Consider the following 20,104-nt stretch of genomic DNA (forward strand, 5'->3'; position numbering starts at 1 on the left):
ACTTTTGCGGAGCATGCGAGCGTTCAACATGAAAGCATTCTTCGCCAGAGAGCAGTTGCTGCATGACCAGAGCGTTGAGTTCAATCGCGGTGAGCTGACGGCGCCGTATGAAAGCGGCAAGCGCGCCGAAATGCTATTTTCTGCGCTGGAGGCTGCTTTCCCAGGAGCCGCCAGAGATGCGGCCGAATTTCCAGTATCGCATCTGCTCGACATTCATGACGCCGATTACATCGGTTTTCTTCAAAGCGCTTTTGGAGAATGGATCGCGGAAGGACGCACCGGCGACGCTTTTCCTATGGTGTGGCCGGTCCACGATATGCGCGGCGAGAAGATTCCAAACACAATTGTCGGCAAGATTTCCCACTATTCCTTCGAGATTTCGACGGCCATAACCAAACATAGCTGGATCTCGGCGCGCCGCTCCGCTGAGACGGCGCTATCCGGCGCGCAGGAGCTTTCGCGAGGCGCCAATATGGCGTTCAGCCTTTGCCGTCCGCCCGGGCATCATGCGGGGCGAGGATATTTTGGCGGCTATTGCTATCTGAACAATGCCGGCATTGCGGCCCAGTATCTCCGCAATGAGGGCGCCTTGAGAATAGCGATCCTTGATGTGGACTATCACCACGGCAACGGCACGCAGCAGATATTTTATGACCGTGACGACGTGTTTTATGTCTCGGTGCATGCCGACCCGGATACGGATTTCCCCTATTTTCTGGGCTATGCGGACGAGACCGGCGCCGGCAAGGGGGAGGGGTTTAATCTCAATATTCCCTTGTCACGCGGCGCGGCGTGGCCTTCCTATGGGGAAGCGCTGAGCCATGCCTTGAATCGCATCGGAGACTATGCGCCGGATGCGCTCATTGTCTCTTTGGGCGTCGATACAAGCGCCGGAGACCCGCTGTCCGGATTTTTGCTGACGCGTGATGATTTTGCGCGCATGGGAGCGGCGATTGCAGCCCTCCAGCGGCAAACGCTGTTTGTCTTTGAAGGCGGATATGCGATCAATGACGTAGGCGGCAATGTTGTGAGCGTCCTTAATGGATTTCTCGGTGCCGCTCACTCAACCCCGTAAAGCCGGGAACCGCGGATGCTCGACGCCATAGAACAATTTTCCACCAGTCTGGTGCAGGTGGTTTTTTCATCGGTTCGCCTCGGCGGCGTCGACATTCAGCTCATCGTTCTATGGCTTGCCGTCGCCATGGTGTTTTTCACCTTCAGACTGGGTTTTCTGAATGTGCGCGGCTTTGGCGCCGCTGTGGATATTCTGCGCGGTCGGAGGGCGGACCCATCGGCGCCCGGCGAGATTTCGCAACAGGCGGCGCTTGCGACGGCCCTGTCTGGCACCGTCGGTCTCGGCAATATCGCCGGCGTCGCCATCGCCATTTCCATTGGCGGGCCAGGCGCCGCGTTCTGGATGTTCGTCATCGGCTTCTTCGCCATGAGCCTGAAATTCGCCGAGGTGACGCTTGCGGTTAAATATCGCCAGCAGACCGCGGACGGGCGATATACCGGCGGGCCCATGTGGACATTGCGGAATGCCTTTGCGTCCAGAGGCAGACCACGCATCGGCAAGGTGCTTGGCGGGATTTATGCGGGCTTTGCGATCTTTGCATTCATCCAGATCATTCAGATCAACCAGTCCTACGCTCAGTTGAACGTCATCATGGGGTTCGGCGAGACGAAATGGACGGCGTTTGCTTATGGTCTGATCGTCGCCTTCGCCGCGGGGATGGTGCTGATCGGCGGCGTTAAATCGATAGCGCGGGTCACGACGGCGCTCGTTCCCTTCATGGGCGGCCTTTATGTCATTGGCGTTTTGATGATCCTCGCGCTGAATGTGCGGGAAATTCCCGGCGCGCTTGAGCTTATCTTCAGTGAAGCGATGAATCCGTCCTCCGTTCAGGGCGGCGTTCTCGGCGCCTTTGTCGCCGGCATGCGGCGGGCGGTTTATTCCAGTGAGGCGGGCATCGGATCGTCGGCGATCGCACACGCAATTGCGAAAACGAGATCGCCTGCGTCAGAAGGATTCGTCGCCCTGTTAGAGCCATTCATTGACACGGTCGTCATTTGCACCGCGACCGCGCTGGCGATCGTCACGTCCGGCGCCTGGCGCCTTGGCCTCAATGACATCGCCATGACGTCGGCCGCGTTCGAGACTGTATCAGTATGGTTTCCTTATTTGTTGGCGGTGGCCGTTTTTCTGTTCGCTTTTTCGACCATCATCGCGACCGGATATTACGCTTTGCAGGCATGGAAATATCTCGCCGGGAGTTCGCGAACCTTATCGCGGCTCTATATGCTGTTCTTTTGCGGGTCTTTGCCGCTCGGCGCGCTGATCGATGTTTCAACCGCCGTGAATATTATTGACAGCCTGTTTTTCCTGCTGGCGGCGCCAAACATTATCGGTCTTTATATTTTCTCCAACGAAATCGCGCGCGACGCCGGCGCCTATCTTCAAGAAGCGCGACGCAATAAAGAAATTGAACGAAATGAGGACTAAATACATGCGCATGTGGCTTATAGTGTTCAAATTCAAGAGGACCTCTTCTTACTTGTTTTGTCGCTTGATCGCGTTCACGGTCGCTATCGCTTTTACATCTTCACACGTGCTCAGCCTTCAGCCGCAGGCGGATAAGACCGCCTTACCGCTTGCGATGGCGCGCACTCTCGATTTTGAGGTTGATGAAGGCACATGGGTGGCGCTTGACGTTTCACCGGATGGCGGGACAATCCTGTTCGACCTTCTCGGCGACATTTATGCGCTTAATATCGATGGCGGAAAAGCGCGTCCCGTGTTGCAAGGGCCGGCCTTTGAAACGCATCCGGTATTTTCGCCGGACGGAAAACAATTCGCTTTTATCAGTGACCGGTCTGGCAGCTCAAACCTCTGGATCGCCAATGTCGATGGAAGCGGCCTGAAGCAATTATCTCACGACAAGGGCGTGACCCTGTTCACTTCTCCCACATGGAGCGCCGATGGCGAGGCGGTTTTTGTTTCGCGAGCCGTGCACTACGTTCTGGCGTTTGAACTCTACAAGTTCAGCGTCAATGGCGGCGAGGGAGAGCGTATCACCAACGCCAAACCATCGGGGCATGAAACATTCGATGCGCGCCACAATGCGCTCGGCGCCATTGCTTCGCCAGACGGGCATTACATCTATTATGCAACCAAACATGGCTCCACATGGACCGATGAAGACCCGCCCAATTGGGCGATTGCGCGCCGCGATTTGAAAACCGGCGTTGAGGATTTGATCGTTGCTGCGGTCGGCGGCGGGGGCATGAAACCGGCCTTGTCCCATGACGGACGGTTCCTTGCCTATGCAAGCCGCTATGGCGAACAGACGGGTCTGCGCTTGCGCGATCTTGAAACCGGTGAAGACCGCTCGCTTGCTTTTCCGGTCGGCCATGACGGCCAGGTTGGCGGTTATTATGCCGACCTTTTTCCGCGCTTCGCCTTTACTCCTGATGACCGGAATATCGTCTTCAACAAGGATGGAAAGTTTCATCGGATTTCTATCGAGAGCGGGGCTGTAAGCGGCATTCCGTTTTCTGCGCATGTTGAGTTGGGGCTTGGCCCCATCACGCGCGTTCCACAAAAGGATGACGCCGGTCCGGTGCGAGTCCGCGTCATCGAGGAAACCAAACTGTCTCCCGACGGTGAATCGATCGTTTTTTCCGCACTTGGCGCCATCTACCTACAGGAACTGAAGGAGGGCGCGCATCCACGAAATATCAGCGCTCCAGAGACCTTTGCGTTTCAACCCTCATGGTCGCCAGACGGAAGCCGCATCGCCTATGTCACCTGGTCCGCCAATGAGAAAGGTCATGTCTGGTCTGTTGCGGCGGAAGGCGGCGCGCCGCAGCGTTTGACGCAAAGTGCAGCTTTTTATTCTGACCCTGTGTTCTCACCGAAGGGCGATCTGATCGTCGCTATGCGCGCCAATCATTATGAGCGCCTGCGCAAAATATATGAGATCTCGCCGGAACGACCGACGGATATTATTCGCCTCCCTGCTGGGGGCGGTGAGGCTTCTCTCATTGTGCATGCTTTTGGCGCGCGCCTGCCGCAAGTCAGTCCTGATGGGACGCGCGTCCGTTATTATACGCCGGAGGGCGCCAAGTCGGTTCGGCTCGACGGAAAGGATATGAAGACCCGCGCCAAGGTCATCGTACCGAACTGGAATCAGTATTTCGCAGACCAGCCTGCGACGGTCGATGATCTCAAACTTAATCCTCACGGGGATCAGGCGTTAGTGAAGACGGGCTCACAGCTTTATCTGGTGCTGTTGCCGCCGCCAGGAGCGGGCGAAGCGCCGACCATTGACCTGACAAAGCCGAATTTAATCGTAAAGAAACTCACCGATATTGGCGCCGACTTTTTCGGCTGGTCTGCGGACGGCAAAAAAGTTTTCTGGACGATCGGCGCGACATATCGGGAGATTGCTGTCAACGCTATTGCCTCATTGAAGCCAGGTGAGGCGGAAGATAAGGCCAAGTCGGTTGCAATTTACCTGGAGTTGCCGCGAGACAAGCCTGACGGCGCTATTCTGTTGCGCGGCGCGACGGCGATCACCATGAAGGATGACGAGGTGATCAGGAACGCCGATATCCTTGTAGTGGAGAATCGCGTCGCCGCCATAGGAAAGCGCGGCAAGCTGGACGTTCCGAAAGACGTGACCATCCGCAATGTTAGGGGGAAATATATTCTGCCGGGCTTTGTCGACACTCACGCCCATTGGGTTGAGGTCAGGCGCAAGCTGCAGGAACCGGGACACTGGAATTTTCTGGTCAATCTCGCTTACGGGGTCACATCGGGCCTCGACGTGCAGCCCTTCACGGTGGATGTGTTCGCCTATCAGGACATGATTGACGCCGGGCTGATGATCGGTCCCCGCGCTTACTCAACAGGGCCGGGCGTTTTTGTGAACAGCCGCATGGACACAAAAGAGAATGCCATAGATGTCTTGACGCGTTATCGCGATTATTACCGCACCCGAAATATCAAATCCTATATGGTCGGCGGGCGTGAACAGCGACAGCATATGATAGAGGCGGCCGCCGAGCTCGGCATGATGCCGACGACGGAAGGGGCCAGTGATTTATGGCTGAACCTCACGCACGCGATTGATGGGTTCTCAGGTGATGAACACACCTTGCCGGTGACGCCGCTCTATGGCGATGTCGTTGAGCTTTACGCCAAAAGCCGGATTGCCTACACGCCGACATTGCTTGTGGGCTATGGCGGCCCGCCCGCATGGGACGAGATGGTGATCAGCGATTACGACCATTTCGATGACAAGTTGCGGCGCTTCATGCCGGAACATATCATTACCGATAAGCTGAGAAATATTCACTGGCGCCCGCCGGAAGATCAAACCTACCCTTTGTTCGCCGCGGACGCTTTGAAGATATTGCGGGCAGGCGGTCTGGTCGGGGTCGGCAGTCACGGAAACATGCAAGGGCTTGGCTATCACTGGGAGATGCAGGCCCTGGCCGCCGGCGGCGCCACGCCTCATGAAGTGTTGAAGGCTGCGACCATAGGATCAAGTGAGGTGATCGGGCGCGCGCTGGAGATCGGCAGTCTGGAGCCCGGAAAATTCGCCGATTTGTTAATTCTTGACGAAAATCCGCTTGAAGACATTCGCAATACGATGTCGCTCGAATTCGTCATGAAGAATGGACGGCTTTACGACGCCGAGACCCTTGATGAAGTCTGGCCGCGTCAGCGGCCGCTTGGAAAAAGCTGGTTTCAGGATGAAGGCCCTGTGGCGTCATCGGCCTTAACTGACGGCTGATCAGGGCTCTGGCGGGCGATTCCGGTACGCCGATAGCGAAGTTGTGCTTTCCTTGAAGTGGGATGGAGACATATCGCCTGGTGCGCGCTATGCACAGGATCGTGTTACGCTTGTACATCTTCTGAAATATGTCTCAAAACCAGCCATATCGATTCTGCGTTGCACCGTTGATGGACGGCACAGACCGCCATTGCCGTTATTTCCACCGGCTGATGTCGGCGCGCGCGCGGCTTTATACGGAGATGATCACCGCAGAGGCGGCGGTCCATGGGGATCGCGACTATCTCCTCGGTTTCGATCAAAGCGAGCATCCGATCGCGCTACAGCTTGGCGGTTCCGAGCCTGAAAAGCTCGCTGAGGCGGCGCGCCTTGGTGAGGCTTTCGGCTACGATGAAATCAATTTGAATGTGGGCTGTCCGTCGGATCGGGTTCAGTCCGGCGCTTTTGGCGCCTGCCTGATGAAGACGCCCGACCTTGTGGCGGATTGTGTGGCGGCGATGAGAAGTGCCGTTGAGATCCCGGTTACAGTTAAGTGCCGCATTGGCGTTGACGATCAGGACCCGGAAGAAAGCCTGTTCGGTTTCGTTGAGAAGATTTCCGCGTCAGGCTGCGATGTATTCATCGTTCATGCCCGCAAGGCGTGGCTCCAGGGGTTGTCGCCAAAGGAAAATCGCACCATTCCGCCGCTGGATTACGATCTTGTCCGGCGCCTGAAACGTGAGCGGCCGGACCTGACGATCGTTTTGAATGGAGGCATTGAAACTGTGCAGGATGCCGCCAGTCTTGTTGTTGATTTTGACGGCGTCATGCTCGGCCGCGCTGCTTATGGCTCGCCTTACATTCTTGCGGAGGTCGATGAGGCGATGTTCGGCATGATGGCGCCTGCCTTGTCGCGTGAGGATGTGGTGCGGGCGATGTCAGAATATGTGAAGGGCGCTTTTGAGGCTGGCGTGCGGCCCCATTCCATCACCCGCCACATGCTCGGGCTGTATCACGGCGCGCCGGGGGCGAGGGCGTGGCGGCGGTTCCTCTCAGAGAATGCGAGCGCGGCGCGCGCAACCGTTCTTGATGAAGCGCTTGACGCCATGCGCGCCCGTGAGCCTGCCTGAGATGAGTTTTCTCGCTGAGCACTGGGTGTTGATCGTTGCGCTTCTCGCAGCAGGCTTCGCCTCGGGGTTCGCGGGCGGGCTGTTCGGCATTGGCGGCGGGGTTATCACAACGCCCGCGCTCTATGCGATCTTTCACCTGCTTGGCTATGAAGAGGGTCCGAGCCTGAAAACCGCGATCGGTACATCGCTCGCCGTTATTATTGTGACGTCTGTGCGATCCCTCGCGACCCATCATCGCGCGGGCCATGTGGACGGGGAAATGCTGCGCCATTGGGCGCCATGGATTGCGGGCGGCGCCGGGGCCGGCGGTCTGCTGGCTCATTGGGCGCCGGCGGAGCTCTTGACAATCATCTTTGCGGGCGGCGCGTTTTATGTCGCCTATCGTCGTCTCTTCGGCAGAGACCGCGGTCATGTGAAGACCATCAATCTCAATCGCCGCCGGATGAAAGTTCCGCTTGGTTTTGGCACGGGTTTTTTCTCAAGCCTGATGGGGATTGGCGGCGGCGCCATGGGCGTCATGGTGATGACGCTGGCCGGGCGCACCATGCATCAGGCGATTGCGACCTCGGCCGGTTTTGGCGTCGCGGTCGCGGCGCCCGGCGTTGTCGGTTTTATTATCTCGGGCCTTGCAGCCGAGGCGCTGCCGCCCATGTCGCTCGGCTATGTGAACCTTCCAGCATTTGCGGTGATGGCGCTGATGGCGGGGATCGCCGCGCCATGGGGCGCAAAGGCTGCGCATCACCTTGACGCCAGTCTCCTTTCCAAGGGCTTCGGCGCCTATGTGCTCTTTGCCGCCGGGGCGCTCGCCTTCGATGTTTTCACGGGCTGAACGGCTTACCTTACAATTTGTGCAGTGCGGCGAATTTATAGTCGTCATGATCGCCACATGGGCTTAAGGTGGCCTTATACGGCATTGGGGGAAGAGCGATGGCGATGATTGAGACGATAATTTCAGGTGTAGGGTCTTATCTGCCTAAAAACGTTGTCACCAACGAAGATCTCGCCAAAATCGTGGAAACCTCGGACGAATGGATTCGCAGCCGCTCAGGGATCGGGCAGCGCCATTTCGCCGCTGAAGACGAGGCGTCCTCTGATCTCGCCACGGCCGCCGCCTGGGCCGCTCTTGATCAGGCAGGCCTCAAACCACGGGACATCGGCCTCATCATCGTCGCCACGGTGACGCCGGACAAAACCTTTCCCTCAACGGCTGTCTATGTGCAGGACAAGATCGGCGCGCCGCCTGGGATCGCGTTTGATGTGTCGGCCGCCTGCGCCGGATTTTTATACGCCATGAATATCGCCCATGACTTCATCAGAACGGGGCAGGTGAAGCACGCGCTGATTATCGGCGCGGAAAAACTTTCCTGTTTTCTCGACTGGGATGACCGGGCGACCTGTGTCCTGTTCGGCGATGGCGCTGGCGCCGTGGTGCTCACCGGGGAGGAGTCGCAGACGGCGCGCGAACCGCGCGGCATCCTCGCGACCTATCTGTCTTCTGACGGCCGTTTAGCCAAACATCTTTACGCCGATGGCGGGCCGTCATCGACGGGCACGGTCGGAAAAGTGCGCATGAACGGCAAGGAAGTCTTCCGCAACGCCGTTGAACAGATTTCAAATGCGGTCTTCGAAGTGACGGAGCGCGCCAAGGTGAGCCGGCATGAAATCGACTGGTTCGTGCCGCATCAGGCGAATATCCGCATTATCGAATCCTGCGGTAAACGGCTGGAGCTCAATGAAAGCAAAGTGATTGTCACCATCGACAAACACGCCAACACGTCTTCGGCTTCAATCCCGCTGGCGCTTGACGCCGGCATCCGCGACGGACGCATCGAACGCGGGCAATTGCTGGTTTTCGCAGCGCTTGGCGGCGGTCTCGCCTGGGGCTCGGCGCTGGCGCGTTATTGATTATTCGGCTGGAATCACGCCCGGCGCCTTTTCTTCCTTCGTCCGCACCAGCGGCCATAAGAGCTGTTCGGCGGCGGTGGTGTCGGGAAGGTTTTCGACGCCAAATTCTTCCGGATAGCGGCGGGTGATTTTCGCTGTGCCGAACAGGACATCCCAGAAGAACAAAAGGTTTCCGTAATTGCCCTTGTAGTTGGTCACTCCGTCGGCCTGATATTTGCCGTGATGGGCGCTATGGGTCGCCGGTGTAGAGATCACACGTTCGACGACCCACAGCGCGGGGGAGAGCCATTTGATTTTGTACAGCGGTTCGTCCCAGCGCACGTCAGAATGCGCGCCATAGATGACCGCCATTTTGACGATGATGTAGCCGGCGTAAATCCAGCCGAGGCCGAGATAGATCAGCGCGCCTGAAAACCACAGGCCGGGCATCAACAGATAATAGAAAAGATTGTTGCGGTAGACGACGCGGATCGAAAGATACTCGCCATTGTGATGCGGGCGATGGAGATTATAGAGCCACGGCAGGCTGTGCGACGCGCGATGCCACCAATATTGCATCATATCATCGAAGATCAGAAACAGCGCGATCCCGGCGATGAGGGGAATGCCGGAAAGCGCGCCAGCGGCGCCGGGCGCGATAAGCGCCGCGAGGGTGGCGCCGCCCAATAGGGCGAGCGGTTGGGTGACGAGGATCAGCGATAGCGTCGAAGCGATTTCAACAATCACGTCAGCGCGCGTCTGGTTCTGCTTGCGGAAGAAATTGGTGAAGACGATCTCGAGCAGGGCGAACATTGCAAAGATGCCGAGAATGACCAGCATTTCCGTTTTCATAGACGTCTCTCCCTGCTGCATTATTTTATGCTTGCTTCTTGATTAGCAGTGCCGAGAGGCTCAGAATGCTAATAATTTAGCATTTGGACGTCATGGCGGATTTGCTCGATTTCGGCTCAACGCCGCTGCTTTCGATCCTTCCGGAAGCCATCGCCAGGCGGCTCAGCGCCGCCGCGTCTGTCGTTGAGTATGATGACGGCGAGACCATCCATTCCCGGGGCGACGCCAAGCCCGGCCTTTCCATCATCCGGTCAGGCGCCGTGCGGTTCGCCAATCCGGGTGTGGACGGCTCCTATGTGACGACTTCCATTCTGGGCGAGGGTCACTGTTTCGGCGAGGCTACGCTGTTCGCGCGATTGCCGCGCGCCTATGACGCTATCGCCGAGGGGCAGACCGTAATCGAACAGATAACTAAAACCCGATTCGACCGGATCTTTAATGAAGAGCCGGAACTTGCCCGCGCGCTTGTGGTCGCAATGACGCAACGGCTCTATTCGGTGCTTGATTTTCTTGAGGACGTTCGGCGATTGCCGCTCGATGTGCGGACAGCGAAACTGATCGCCGGCATGGAGCGCACGGCGAAGCATAGCGGGGGCGTTGAATGCAGCCAGTCCGACCTTGCTTTTACGCTCGGCGTTTCGCGCGTTTCAATTGGCAAGGCGCTCGCCCGATTGCAGGGTGAGGGACTGATTGACCTTGGCTACGGCCGCATCGGCGTGCCGGACCGCAAAAGTCTCAGTGACTGGATCGCTACGCGCTTGCCAGTGGAGCCGCTGCAGCGCGGCGAATAGCCCTATCTTTCGAAAGTATCTTGCCGGGGACTGGCGGCTTATGCTTGTGGTCTATCCCCGAACAGAGTTGTGATCGTTTCATGTTCTCACAAGGCCGCATCATGACGAGCAAACACCGCGCTAGCGCGGATAGTTTGTCATGGATGCGCGTGTTTCTGCTGGCGGCCCTGGTCGCAGCGTCACTGCGAGCGATCACGCCGATCGGCTATATGATCGGACATGATATGGCGACGGGCCGCATCGCCATTACGATTTGTACCGGGATGGGTGAAAAGCCTGCTTTTTTCAATCCTGAAACCGGCGAAGTGACGGAAGATGACGGCGCGCCCGCGCCATCCGTCAACGAAGCGGGCCAGTGTCCCTTCGCATCCTTCAGCCTGTTATTTACGCCGGAAAGCGCGCCTGACGCTTTGGGGCTTCCGGTCGCCTTTGCGCAATCGCCTTTGTGGCGCGCCCAATCCGTTTTTCATGACAGCCAGAGCGCTGTCTCGCCGCCGCCCTCTCGCGGGCCGCCACTCCACGCCTGATCCGACATTTTCCTTTTTGATCAGACATGCGCCCCGCAGTCATGCGGGCGCGCGACGGAGTACAGCAATGAAATCCTATCTATTTTTGTCCGCGAGTTTCGCGGGCGTCATGAGCCTTTGCGGCGCAGCTCAGGCGCAATCTTCCTCGTCCGCTTTAGAAGATGTGATCGTGGTGACGGGATCGGCGCGTAGCGCCATGACCATCGATGCCACGGCGCCGGATGTCACCCCGGATGGCGGTCCCGATGTCGCTGGCATTGTGGCGCGTCTGCCCGGCGCGGCAATCATCGACAATGGCGCGCTTTCCGGACAGGTGCAGTATCGCGGCCTCTTTGGCGAGCGCTTGAATTTACGCGTCGACGGCCAGTCCTTTGCGTCGGGCGGTCCCAACATGATGGACCCGCCGCTGCATTATGCGCCTGCGCCATTGGTGGGGGTGATTGTCGTCGACCGCGGCGTCAGCCCGGTGCGAAATGGCCCCGGTCTCGCGGGCGGCGTTGACGCGCAATTCAAGCGTGTTGATTTCATCGACGGCTCAGACCTGAAATTCGGTTACGATGCGACCGTGCTCGCGCGAAGCGTCGATGACAGCATTGCGGTGGGCGGTGTCGCCGGGGCGTCTAACGAAACCTATCGCTTTGACGTCCTCGGTTCGTATGAAGATGGAGACGATGTGGAGTTTCCCGGCGGTACGATTGCTTCTTCGTCGCACAAGCGCGCTGTTTATGGCGCCTCGGGCGGGGTGAAGTTAGGCGACCAAGAGTTCGGCGTTGATCTCCGCCGCCAGAAAACGGGGCCAACGGGCAATCCGCCTTTCCCGATGGATATCCGCTTTTTTGAGACGGATTTTGCCCGCGTCAAATGGAACGGAGCATTTGGCGGGATCAAATTCGAGAGCGCGTTCTCCATCGCTGACGTCGAGCACGCCATGAATAATTTCGATCTGCGCCCGGCGCCGGCCGATCCCATGCGTTTTCGTGAAACACTTGCTGATGCGCGTACGCTCTCCGGTAAGTTCGCCATTATTATCCCTTCCGCCGGTGGCGATTTGCGTCTCGGTTTCGATATGGATGACGCAGACAAGGACGTCACAATCACCAATCCCAACAACATCAACTTCTTCATCAATTCGCTCAGCGATATTCAGATGCAAAGAAAAGGCGCCTTCGCGGAATGGACGGGTGAATCCGGCTGGCTCAATGCTGAGCTTGGGCTTCGCGCCGATTTCCACGACGCCAGCGCAGGCGAAGCCTCGCTTGGGTCCGCATTGCCTATGGGCCCCGTCAATCTCGCCAATGCGTTCAACGCTGCAGACCGCAATTGGGACAAGACGACGGTAGATGGCGTTATCCGTTTGTGGACCAAGGAAGCAAACGGTGTTTCCTGGCGCATGACAATGGCGCACAAAACACGGGCGCCGGGCTATGTTGAACGATTTTCATGGCTGCCGACGGAGGCGAGCGGCGGCCTCGCGGATGGCAATGTCTATGTGGGTGATTTGCAGTTGAATAGCGAAACCGCATGGATCGCGGAAGCCGGCGCCGACTGGCGTGGCGAAAACTTCTATCTACGCCCCACTGTCTTTTATCGCCGCATTGACGATTATGTTCAGGGCGTTCCTTTCGATGCGACCGTTGGCATTCTCGACAGCCCTCAGGAAATGATTGCGGCGATGAACGGCGATCCGACTCCTCTGCGTTTCGCAAATGTGGATGCGGCGCTTTACGGCGTCGATGTGGATGGTGGTGTGGCTTTGACGGATTATTTTCGCCTTGACGGCGTTATCTCCTATGTTCGCGGCAAGCGTCGTGACATTGACGATAATCTTTATCGCATTGCGCCTCCGCATGCCTCGCTCGCCGCCACCTATGAGCATGCAAACTGGTCCGTCAGCGCTGAAACGGTGCTGGTCGCGGACCAGAACAAGGTCTCTGCAACCAATAGCGAGCAGACAACCGACGGCTATGCGCTGTTTAACCTGACAGGAAACATAGACATAGCAGAGGGCGTGTCATTTTCCGCAGGCGTCTCGAATCTATTCGATAAGAACTATCGGCAGCATCTCGGCGGATATAATCGTATCGCGAATTCCGACGTCGCGATTGGCGAAAGGTTGCCGGGGAACGGCCGCGGGGCCTTTGTCCGGGTCCATCTTTCTCGCTAATGAAGAGGCGGGGCAGGCGGCATAGTGTCTGCTCCGCCTTTTCATGTGGGACATTTTGTCTTGGCCATCCAGCGCTGGATTTGTGTTTTTGCGCCGTTAAACAGGGTTGTGACGGGAAATTAGAAAAGGGCGGCGAGAAACATGAGTGAAGGCACTTCTGAACAAGCAAAGAAACCGGCGCGGCGCGCCGGCGGCTATCTGTTCCTTCCCAAGGATCTGCAAACCAATGCGATTTTGACCTGGCTTCGGCGCAGCCATGCCTGGACCGGCTTTTACGGCGCCTTATTCTTTTTCTTCCTTGGTCTGACAGGTTTTTATCTCAATCACCGGACGTCGATCATGCATATTGAGGGCGGCGTCACGAAAGAAGTAGCGTCCCTGTCAGCGCCAGTTGAGCCGGGGCTGATCACGAGCGAGGAAACACTGACCGCATGGATGAAGGAAGAATTCAGCATTGACGCCGAACCGTCTCGCGGCAGGGGGCGACCGGGCGGTCCGGTTTCCTTTGGCGGCCGCATGGCGGAGCAAGCGCCGACTTTCACGGTGACATTTCGCGGGCCTAACGCTGTCATCACCGGGGAGTATGAACTTGGCGCCAATCGCGTGTCGGTCAAACGCAGCAATCCGAGTCTCCTCAAAGGGCTAATCGATCTGCACAAGGTTGCCGGTGTCAACAAAGTCTTTATTCTGATCATGGACACCATGGCCGGAGCGATGATGTTCATGGTGATGTCCGGAATCTTGTTATGGACACGCTTGCATGGTCCGCGTCTTGCCGCCGTGGGTATTCTTGGCGCAGTTGCGGTGGCAACCGCTATCGCGCTATCGGGAACCTGGATCGGCTGGGCGGCTTAGGGCTTATAAACGCGCTGGCGACGCAAAGGAGTTTCCCGATGACAGATCATGATGCGCTCTTAATACGAATTGAGAAGCTTGAAGAGCGCTCTGCCTTTCAGGAGCAAACGATCGAAGATCTCTCCAAGGCGCTAACGGATCAGTGGAAGCTGTTGGAGACGTTCAAACGCGACGTGTCGCGTCTCAGCGATGAAGTGAAGGCGGTGGAAGATGCGGTGGACCATGCCGGTCATCGCGAACCGCCGCCGCCGCACTATTAATGTCTCAGCTGCCCCGGCTTTAAAAGCTTCGGGGCAGGGAACCATTCTCTTCAACCTGCTGTTTGGCGGGTTATGAGAAAAATTGTTTCATTCGCGATGACGGCCATTGCGGTCGGTGAGGGCGTTATGGCTCTTAAACGGTTTATCCGGAAAGTCCGCGTCAACCGGCTTTTGGTTTCAGGCGACGCTATGGAAATCCGAACCCCGGATGGCGAGTCCGTCATTTACAAACCCGTCAATAAAGACGGCGAGTGCGTCGATACAATTGCGGAGGCCAAAGGCGCGACGGAAAAACCGCATCAGGACAAACCAAGCCAGATGGGCCTTGCCAATTAACGCCGGCTGAAATCCCGGCTACTCGCCGAAATAAAGCGCCCGGGCTTCGTCAGGCACCGCATCCATGCGGATGGTTATGCCTCGTGCGGACGCCACCCTGCCGATCAGCGCGCCCATATCCTCTGCGGACGCGGGCTTTTCAGCCTGGACCGCCATAGCGACTTCATCGAAGAACTTCTCGAAATTGCCCTGCGACGCAGCCAGCAACAAAACGGCCTCTTCATCTGTGTCGTTCCAGAAAGCATGGAGGTTGTTGCGTGTCAGCGATACAAATGTTCCCGGTCCGCCCGACACGACTGTCTCCCGGTCCAGGAAGGACACTTTGCCGGAAACGACATAGAAAAACTCGTCTTCTTGCGTGTGAATATGCGGCGGTGCGGCGGCGGTTTTTGGGGGAACACGGAATTCATAAAAGCTGAGGCCGCTTTCATTCTCCTCCTCCGACAATAACAATGTAGTCGGATGAAACGGAACAGCGACGGGCTTGCCTTCGCCGGGCATGACGATCTTCGGCTCATGCGCGTGAGCGGCGCCAGTGAGTGAAAACACAGCCGCGAAGGGAAAGAGGAGCCTGTTTTTCATTGGATTTATGTCCTTGGCGTCGTGAGCGATCAGATTTTCTGGTTATACTCGCCGACTTCGGAATGTTTGCGCAGTTCCGCATCCATCTCTTCGAACATCTTTTTCATATTCTCTTCCGAGGTCGGGCTTTCGATGACTACAACAAGTTCAGGCTTGTTTGAAGAGGCCCGGATAAGTCCCCATGTGCCGTCTTCCGCCGTGATGCGGACGCCATTGACTGTCACGACGTCGCGGATTTTCTGGCCGATAATCGTCCCGCCAGATTTGGCGCGGTCTTCGAACGCTTTCACCACCTGTTCGACAACGCCATATTTCGTCTCGTCAGCGCAATGGGGCGACATGGTCGGCGAAGACCATGTTTTTGGCAGGCTCTTGCGCATATCGGATAGTTTCTTGTCCGGGTTGCGGTCCAGCATCTGCAGGAGGGCGATCGCGGCGACAAGGCCGTCGTCATAGCCGCGTCCGATCGGCTCGTTAAAGAAGAAGTGGCCGGACTTTTCAAAACCGGCGAGGGCGCCCATCTCGTGGCTCTTGCGCTTGATGTAGGAATGGCCAGTTTTCCAATATACGGTCTTGGCGCCGTTCTCGATCAGTACGGGATCTGTAACGAAAAGACCTGTGGATTTCACATCCACCACGAATTGCGCGCCTGGATGCAGCGCCGAGAGGTCGCGGGCGATGAGAACGCCGATCTTGTCGGCGAAAATTTCTTCTCCCTCATCATCGACAACGCCGCAGCGGTCGCCGTCGCCGTCGAAGCCGAGCGCCACGTCGGCGCCGTGCTCTTTGATGGCGGCCTGCATGGCGTGCAGCATTTCCATATCTTCTGGGTTCGGATTGTAGCGCGGAAATGTGTGGTCGAGCTCGGCGTCCATGGGGATCACCTCCAGCCCCAAACGCTCCAGCGTTTCCGGCGCATAGGCGCCGGCGGTGCCATTACCGCAGGCGGCGATGACTTTCATCTTCCGCTTGAACGAGACGCCGTCGACAAGGTCGGCGATATAACGCTTGCGCAAGCCCTCGACATATTTATAGGCGCCGCCGGGGAAAGATTTGTATTCGCCTTTCAGGACGATCTCTTTCAGCCGGCCCATCTCTTCGGGACCGAAGGTGAGGGGGCGCGCCGCGCCCATTTTCACGCCGGTCCAGCCATTTTCATTGTGGCTCGCCGTCACCATCGCGACGCAAGGAATGTCGAGATCAAATTGTGCGAAATAGGCGACAGGCGACAAGGCAAGGCCGATGTCATTGACCTCGATCCCGGCTGTCATTAGCCCGACGGTCAGCGCCTGTTTGATCGACATGGAATATCCGCGGAAATCATGGCCGACGACAATGCGCGGCTCCTTGCCCATTTCCCGGATCAGCGTGCCAAGCCCCTGTCCCAGCGCCTGGATGCCGAGGAGGTTGATCTCCTTCTCCAGAACCCAGCGGGCGTCATATTCGCGGAAGCCGGTGGGTTTGACGAGCGGGGTCACCTCATAGTCGAGCGTGTTGGATTTGAGATCGGCGCGCGGCGCAGGCAACATGGGCTTTTCCTTCAAAGTCTACCTCTTGCACCGCACAATAGAGCCCCCGGCGCGGCGCGCAAGCGGCAAAGAATCTTAACAGAATCAGTGACAAGGGCGCAGCAGTTGCGCATAGTTCCTGCTGTCATAAAAGGGCTGGTTAATACCGGTTGGGGCGCAGTGCAGTTGAGGGGTTCATGGATTTGCCATTCGAGTTGAGCGACATCGGTCTGCGTGGCCAGAGCGCTCTGGGCCTCGTCGCCTTCATCTTTATCGCCTGGCTGTTTTCCAGCCAGAAACTGCGCTTCCCCTTTTTCGCAGCGGTTTGGACGGTTGCGGCTCAGATTCTGATCGCTGCTTTCCTGCTTTATCAGCCATGGGCGCGGGCGGGCCTTGCCTCACTGCAATCGGTCGTTGAGGTGCTGCAGGCGGCGACGCGCGAAGGCACGACTTTCGTTTTCGGTTTTCTCGGCGGCGGCGCTGCGCCATTCGAGGTGGTGAACGAGGGCGCCATGTTCAGCTTTGCTTTCGGCGCGCTTCCGCTTGTGATTTTTTTCTCCGGCCTTTCCGCCGTGATGTGGCATTGGGGCGTTCTGAAGATTTTCGTGCGCGGCTTCGCTTTTCTCCTTGAAAAGGTGTTCCGTGTCGGCGGCGCCGTGGCGCTGTCGTCGGCGGCCAACACCTTTCTGGGACAGACAGAGGCGCCGCTGTTGATCCGACCGTATCTTTCCAAAATTTCGCGCCCGGAATTGCTGATCGTCATCACCGGCGGTTTCGCCACTGTCGCCGGATCGGTGATGGCGGTGTTTGCAATCATCCTTGCCGATATCGACCCCTCCATTCTGGGCCACATCATCGTCGCGTCGATTATTTCCGTTCCCGCAGCCATTTTGATGGCGCAGGTGATGATGCCGGAGGAAAAAGGCGTGACGCCGACACCTGTCGAGGCGGCGGATGATTTCGGTTATGGCGGCACCATGGACGCCTTCATGCGCGGCGTCACAGATGGGCTCGGCCTTTATCTCAATATCATCGCCTCCCTGATCGCTTTCATTGCGGCGGTGGCGCTAATCAATATCATCTTGTCTGCAGGACCTGATTTCGCGGGCACCCCGATCACGCTGGAGCGCATACTGGGCTATGTGTTCGCACCGTTCATGTGGCTTGCTGGCGTGCCCTGGTCTGAGGCCAAGGCGGCGGGTGAGTTCATGGGGCTGAAAACTGCGCTCAACGAATTTGTTGCTTATCTGCGCCTCGCCGAGGTTCCGCCGGGTACATTCTCCGAGCGCAGCGTACTGATTGTCATTTATTCGCTTTGCGGGTTCGCCAACTTCTCCAGTCTCGGCATTGTCATCGGCGGATTAACAGCGCTTGCGCCGGACCGGCGTATGGACGTGATTGATTTGGCGCCGCGCGCGCTGGTGGCGGGCACGCTGGCGACCTTGATGACCGGCGCCGTTATCGGGCTTATCTGGGTTGGATGATGTCCGGCTTGAAGACAGGAAGATGCCATTGCGGCGCCGTGACTTGGGAAGTGGACCTTCCCGACGAGATCGTCGCCGATGAATGCAATTGCTCCATATGCGAGATGGTCGGCTTTCTCCATGTCATCGTCCCGCGTTCGAAATTCAAACTGCTCACGGGCGACGATTGCCTCACGGAATATCGCTTTAACACAGGGGCGGCGCGGCACTGGTTCTGCAAGACATGTGGCGTCAAGTCGTTTTATGTGCCGCGCTCAAACCCTGACGGCTATGCTTTGAACCTGCGTTGCATGGACCGCAGCCAGTTTTCAAAAATCGAAATCCGTCCCTTTGACGGCAGGAACTGGGAAGCAAACGCAGGCAAGCTCACCCACCTCTCGAAGGAAGACTAAGACCGCTTTGGCGGCCATTCTTGTGTGTCATGATCGGGATGCTGGCGGTTCGCGGCCTTCATCGCCGTATCTTCCGGAAAATCGGCCTCCTCCAGCGCCGCTATATTCGCAAACCAGGATACCCTTGATTGCGTCCCCATCTGATTGTGCGGCGGAAAATCTTCTGGATGGTCCATCGACCCGATGGTGAGGTTTATCCGGTCATTATCGAGGGAATTGTAAAATAGCGGCGTGCCGCATTGGGCGCAAAAACCCCGCTCGGCGAAATCGGAGCTTTGGAAAACCGCCGGCTCGCCTCTGGTCCATTTCAGCGCACCATTAGGCGTCGCTGCGAGGGCGGCGAAAATATTTCCCATGGCCTTCTGGCACATGCGGCAGTGGCACAGATGCGCGTTGTCGAGCATTCTATCGGTATGATATCGCACTGCGCCGCATTGGCATCCGCCTGTGACCTCCATCTTGATGGTTTTCATATGACTTCACCTGATTTTGAAAGCCTTGGCGGCATGATTGCGATGACATTTCGGACGAAGCCAATATAGCAGTTCGATGGCTACGAAAAAACAAACTCTCCCATCGCTCCTGAAAGAAATCCGCGCCTGCCGCCTCTGCGTCGAGGAGCCTAAAGGCGCGCCATTGCCACATGAACCGCGTCCTGTCCTGCGCGCCTCATCGACTGCGAAGCTCGCCGTTTTTGGCCAGGCGCCGGGAAATCTGGTTCATCAAAGCGGCAAGCCTTTCACCGATCCGTCGGGCGTTCGATTGCGCGAATGGATGGGCGTCAGCGATGAAGAATTCTATGACGAAAAGAAGATCGCCATTATTCCCATGGGGTTTTGCTTTCCGGGGTATGACTCGAAAGGCGGCGACAAGCCGCCGCGCAAGGAATGCGCAACTGCATGGCGCGCAAGGCTCATGGCGGCGATGCCGAACCTCAAGACGGCGATCCTGGTTGGCGGTTACGCCCAGAAATGGCATTTGGACGATGACGCAAAAAAGACGCTGACGGAAACAGTGGAGAACTGGCGCGCTTATAGCCCGCGCTATTTCGCGACGCCGCACCCGTCCTGGCGCAACAATACGTGGCTCAAAAAGAACCCTTGGTTTGAAGACGAGTTGCTCCCCGTATTGCGCAAGCGGGTGAGGGCGTTGTTGAAGTAGATTTTTTTAGCGCCGGTAATTACGCCAATCGTCAAAGCGGGCGTAGATCACGAACAGCACCGACAGGATAATGAGGATGACGAGCGCAAACTGCACCTGCGCCTCCACAGCATGAACCTCATGCTTGGACGGCCGGTCGGGAACTTCAATCATCTCGCCCGTGTCGTTTTCAGCCTGGCCCGGTTGATCCGTCGACGGCGATCCATCCGCGCCGTCTTGAGTTGTCCCGTCCTGCGTCTGGCCGCTCTGTGTTTCTCTTGAGGGCGGGCTTGATCCTTCGCCGGCATCGGGATTTTCGGTCATGCCGGTCCCGTTCTCGATATTGGTCTCGATCTGGTCGAGCTCTTCGGCGTTGTCCTTGCCCATAGTCGATGCGGCGACGCCGGCGCCGCCGGCGA

19 protein-coding genes are annotated in these 20,104 nt (G+C 57.6%); 15 read left to right on the forward strand and 4 right to left on the reverse strand.

What is annotated here, in order from left to right; translation table 11 throughout:
* Nucleotides 1–28 precede the first annotated feature (28 nt).
* The 6 genes from ACFOOP_RS12360 to ACFOOP_RS12385 all read left to right on the forward strand — a co-directional run bounded on the left by ACFOOP_RS12360 (nt 29) and on the right by ACFOOP_RS12385 (nt 8,815).
* A complete protein-coding gene (locus ACFOOP_RS12360; protein ID WP_379881263.1) occupies nt 29–1,075 on the forward strand; it encodes a histone deacetylase family protein in 1,047 nt (348 codons plus the stop codon).
* 15 nt (nt 1,076–1,090) lie between these two features.
* The gene (locus ACFOOP_RS12365) at nt 1,091–2,503 is read left to right on the forward strand and encodes an alanine/glycine:cation symporter family protein (protein ID WP_379881264.1); all 1,413 of its coding nucleotides are present in this window, start codon (nt 1,091–1,093) and stop codon (nt 2,501–2,503) included.
* 106 nt (nt 2,504–2,609) lie between these two features.
* Entirely contained in the window at nt 2,610–5,801 is a 3,192-nt protein-coding gene (locus ACFOOP_RS12370; RefSeq protein ID WP_379881265.1) for an amidohydrolase family protein, read from the forward strand.
* Between the two features lie 128 nt (nt 5,802–5,929).
* Entirely contained in the window at nt 5,930–6,910 is a 981-nt protein-coding gene (dusA, locus tag ACFOOP_RS12375; protein ID WP_379881266.1) for a tRNA dihydrouridine(20/20a) synthase DusA, read from the forward strand.
* A 1-nt stretch (nt 6,911) separates the two neighbouring features.
* Nucleotides 6,912–7,739, forward strand: coding sequence for a sulfite exporter TauE/SafE family protein (locus tag ACFOOP_RS12380; protein WP_379881267.1), 828 nt, complete (start codon nt 6,912–6,914; stop codon nt 7,737–7,739).
* Nucleotides 7,740–7,843: 104 nt separating this feature from the next.
* Complete coding sequence (locus ACFOOP_RS12385; RefSeq protein ID WP_379881268.1) at nt 7,844–8,815, forward strand: beta-ketoacyl-ACP synthase III; 972 nt, start codon at nt 7,844–7,846, stop codon at nt 8,813–8,815.
* Here ACFOOP_RS12385 and ACFOOP_RS12390 read toward each other — a convergent pair whose 3' ends face one another.
* The gene (locus ACFOOP_RS12390) at nt 8,816–9,646 is read right to left on the reverse strand and encodes a sterol desaturase family protein (protein ID WP_379881269.1); all 831 of its coding nucleotides are present in this window, start codon (nt 9,644–9,646) and stop codon (nt 8,816–8,818) included.
* A 92-nt stretch (nt 9,647–9,738) separates the two neighbouring features.
* Between ACFOOP_RS12390 and ACFOOP_RS12395 the strand changes: the two genes are divergently transcribed.
* The 6 genes from ACFOOP_RS12395 to ACFOOP_RS12420 all read left to right on the forward strand — a co-directional run bounded on the left by ACFOOP_RS12395 (nt 9,739) and on the right by ACFOOP_RS12420 (nt 14,579).
* Nucleotides 9,739–10,437, forward strand: a complete 699-nt coding sequence (locus ACFOOP_RS12395; RefSeq protein WP_379881270.1) for a Crp/Fnr family transcriptional regulator — start codon at nt 9,739–9,741, stop codon at nt 10,435–10,437.
* 101 nt (nt 10,438–10,538) lie between these two features.
* Nucleotides 10,539–10,964 (forward strand): hypothetical protein, encoded by a 426-nt coding sequence (locus ACFOOP_RS12400; RefSeq protein ID WP_379881271.1) that lies wholly within the window; start codon nt 10,539–10,541, stop codon nt 10,962–10,964.
* A gap of 67 nt (nt 10,965–11,031) precedes the next feature.
* Nucleotides 11,032–13,128 carry a TonB-dependent receptor gene (locus tag ACFOOP_RS12405; RefSeq protein WP_379881272.1) on the forward strand — a complete coding sequence of 699 codons (2,097 nt, stop codon included), beginning with the start codon at nt 11,032–11,034 and terminating at the stop codon, nt 13,126–13,128.
* 141 nt (nt 13,129–13,269) lie between these two features.
* The gene (locus tag ACFOOP_RS12410; RefSeq protein ID WP_379881273.1) at nt 13,270–13,983 is read left to right on the forward strand and encodes a PepSY-associated TM helix domain-containing protein; all 714 of its coding nucleotides are present in this window, start codon (nt 13,270–13,272) and stop codon (nt 13,981–13,983) included.
* Nucleotides 13,984–14,021: 38 nt separating this feature from the next.
* Entirely contained in the window at nt 14,022–14,243 is a 222-nt protein-coding gene (locus ACFOOP_RS12415; protein WP_379881274.1) for a SlyX family protein, read from the forward strand.
* A 72-nt stretch (nt 14,244–14,315) separates the two neighbouring features.
* Nucleotides 14,316–14,579: a hypothetical protein gene (locus ACFOOP_RS12420; RefSeq protein WP_379881275.1), complete on the forward strand. Its 264-nt coding sequence runs from the start codon at nt 14,316–14,318 to the stop codon at nt 14,577–14,579.
* Between the two features lie 18 nt (nt 14,580–14,597).
* Here the strand turns inward: ACFOOP_RS12420 and ACFOOP_RS12425 are convergent, their stop codons facing one another.
* Both ACFOOP_RS12425 and ACFOOP_RS12430 read right to left on the reverse strand, forming a co-directional pair.
* Nucleotides 14,598–15,161: a cupin domain-containing protein gene (locus ACFOOP_RS12425; protein WP_379881276.1), complete on the reverse strand. Its 564-nt coding sequence runs from the start codon at nt 15,159–15,161 to the stop codon at nt 14,598–14,600.
* Between the two features lie 29 nt (nt 15,162–15,190).
* Nucleotides 15,191–16,690 carry a phosphomannomutase/phosphoglucomutase gene (locus ACFOOP_RS12430; protein ID WP_379881277.1) on the reverse strand — a complete coding sequence of 500 codons (1,500 nt, stop codon included), beginning with the start codon at nt 16,688–16,690 and terminating at the stop codon, nt 15,191–15,193.
* Nucleotides 16,691–16,866: 176 nt separating this feature from the next.
* On the opposite strand from ACFOOP_RS12430, the gene ACFOOP_RS12435 reads away from it, so the two are divergent.
* Together ACFOOP_RS12435 and ACFOOP_RS12440 are read left to right on the forward strand one after the other, a co-directional pair.
* Entirely contained in the window at nt 16,867–18,153 is a 1,287-nt protein-coding gene (locus ACFOOP_RS12435) for a NupC/NupG family nucleoside CNT transporter (protein WP_379881278.1), read from the forward strand.
* Nucleotides 18,153–18,545, forward strand: a complete 393-nt coding sequence (locus ACFOOP_RS12440) for a GFA family protein (protein WP_491062256.1) — start codon at nt 18,153–18,155, stop codon at nt 18,543–18,545. The genes ACFOOP_RS12435 and ACFOOP_RS12440 overlap by 1 nt, the downstream gene beginning before the upstream one ends.
* Here ACFOOP_RS12440 and ACFOOP_RS12445 read toward each other — a convergent pair.
* Nucleotides 18,542–19,018, reverse strand: coding sequence for a GFA family protein (locus ACFOOP_RS12445; protein ID WP_379881280.1), 477 nt, complete (start codon nt 19,016–19,018; stop codon nt 18,542–18,544). The genes ACFOOP_RS12440 and ACFOOP_RS12445 overlap by 4 nt on opposite strands.
* A gap of 76 nt (nt 19,019–19,094) precedes the next feature.
* Here ACFOOP_RS12445 and ACFOOP_RS12450 point away from each other — a divergent pair, with 76 nt between their 5' ends.
* Nucleotides 19,095–19,706 carry a uracil-DNA glycosylase family protein gene (locus tag ACFOOP_RS12450; RefSeq protein WP_379881281.1) on the forward strand — a complete coding sequence of 204 codons (612 nt, stop codon included), beginning with the start codon at nt 19,095–19,097 and terminating at the stop codon, nt 19,704–19,706.
* Nucleotides 19,707–20,104: the final 398 nt, after the last annotated feature.

Source organism: Hyphococcus aureus (assembly GCF_042643165.1).
Taxonomy (GTDB): domain Bacteria; phylum Pseudomonadota; class Alphaproteobacteria; order Caulobacterales; family Parvularculaceae; genus Hyphococcus; species Hyphococcus aureus.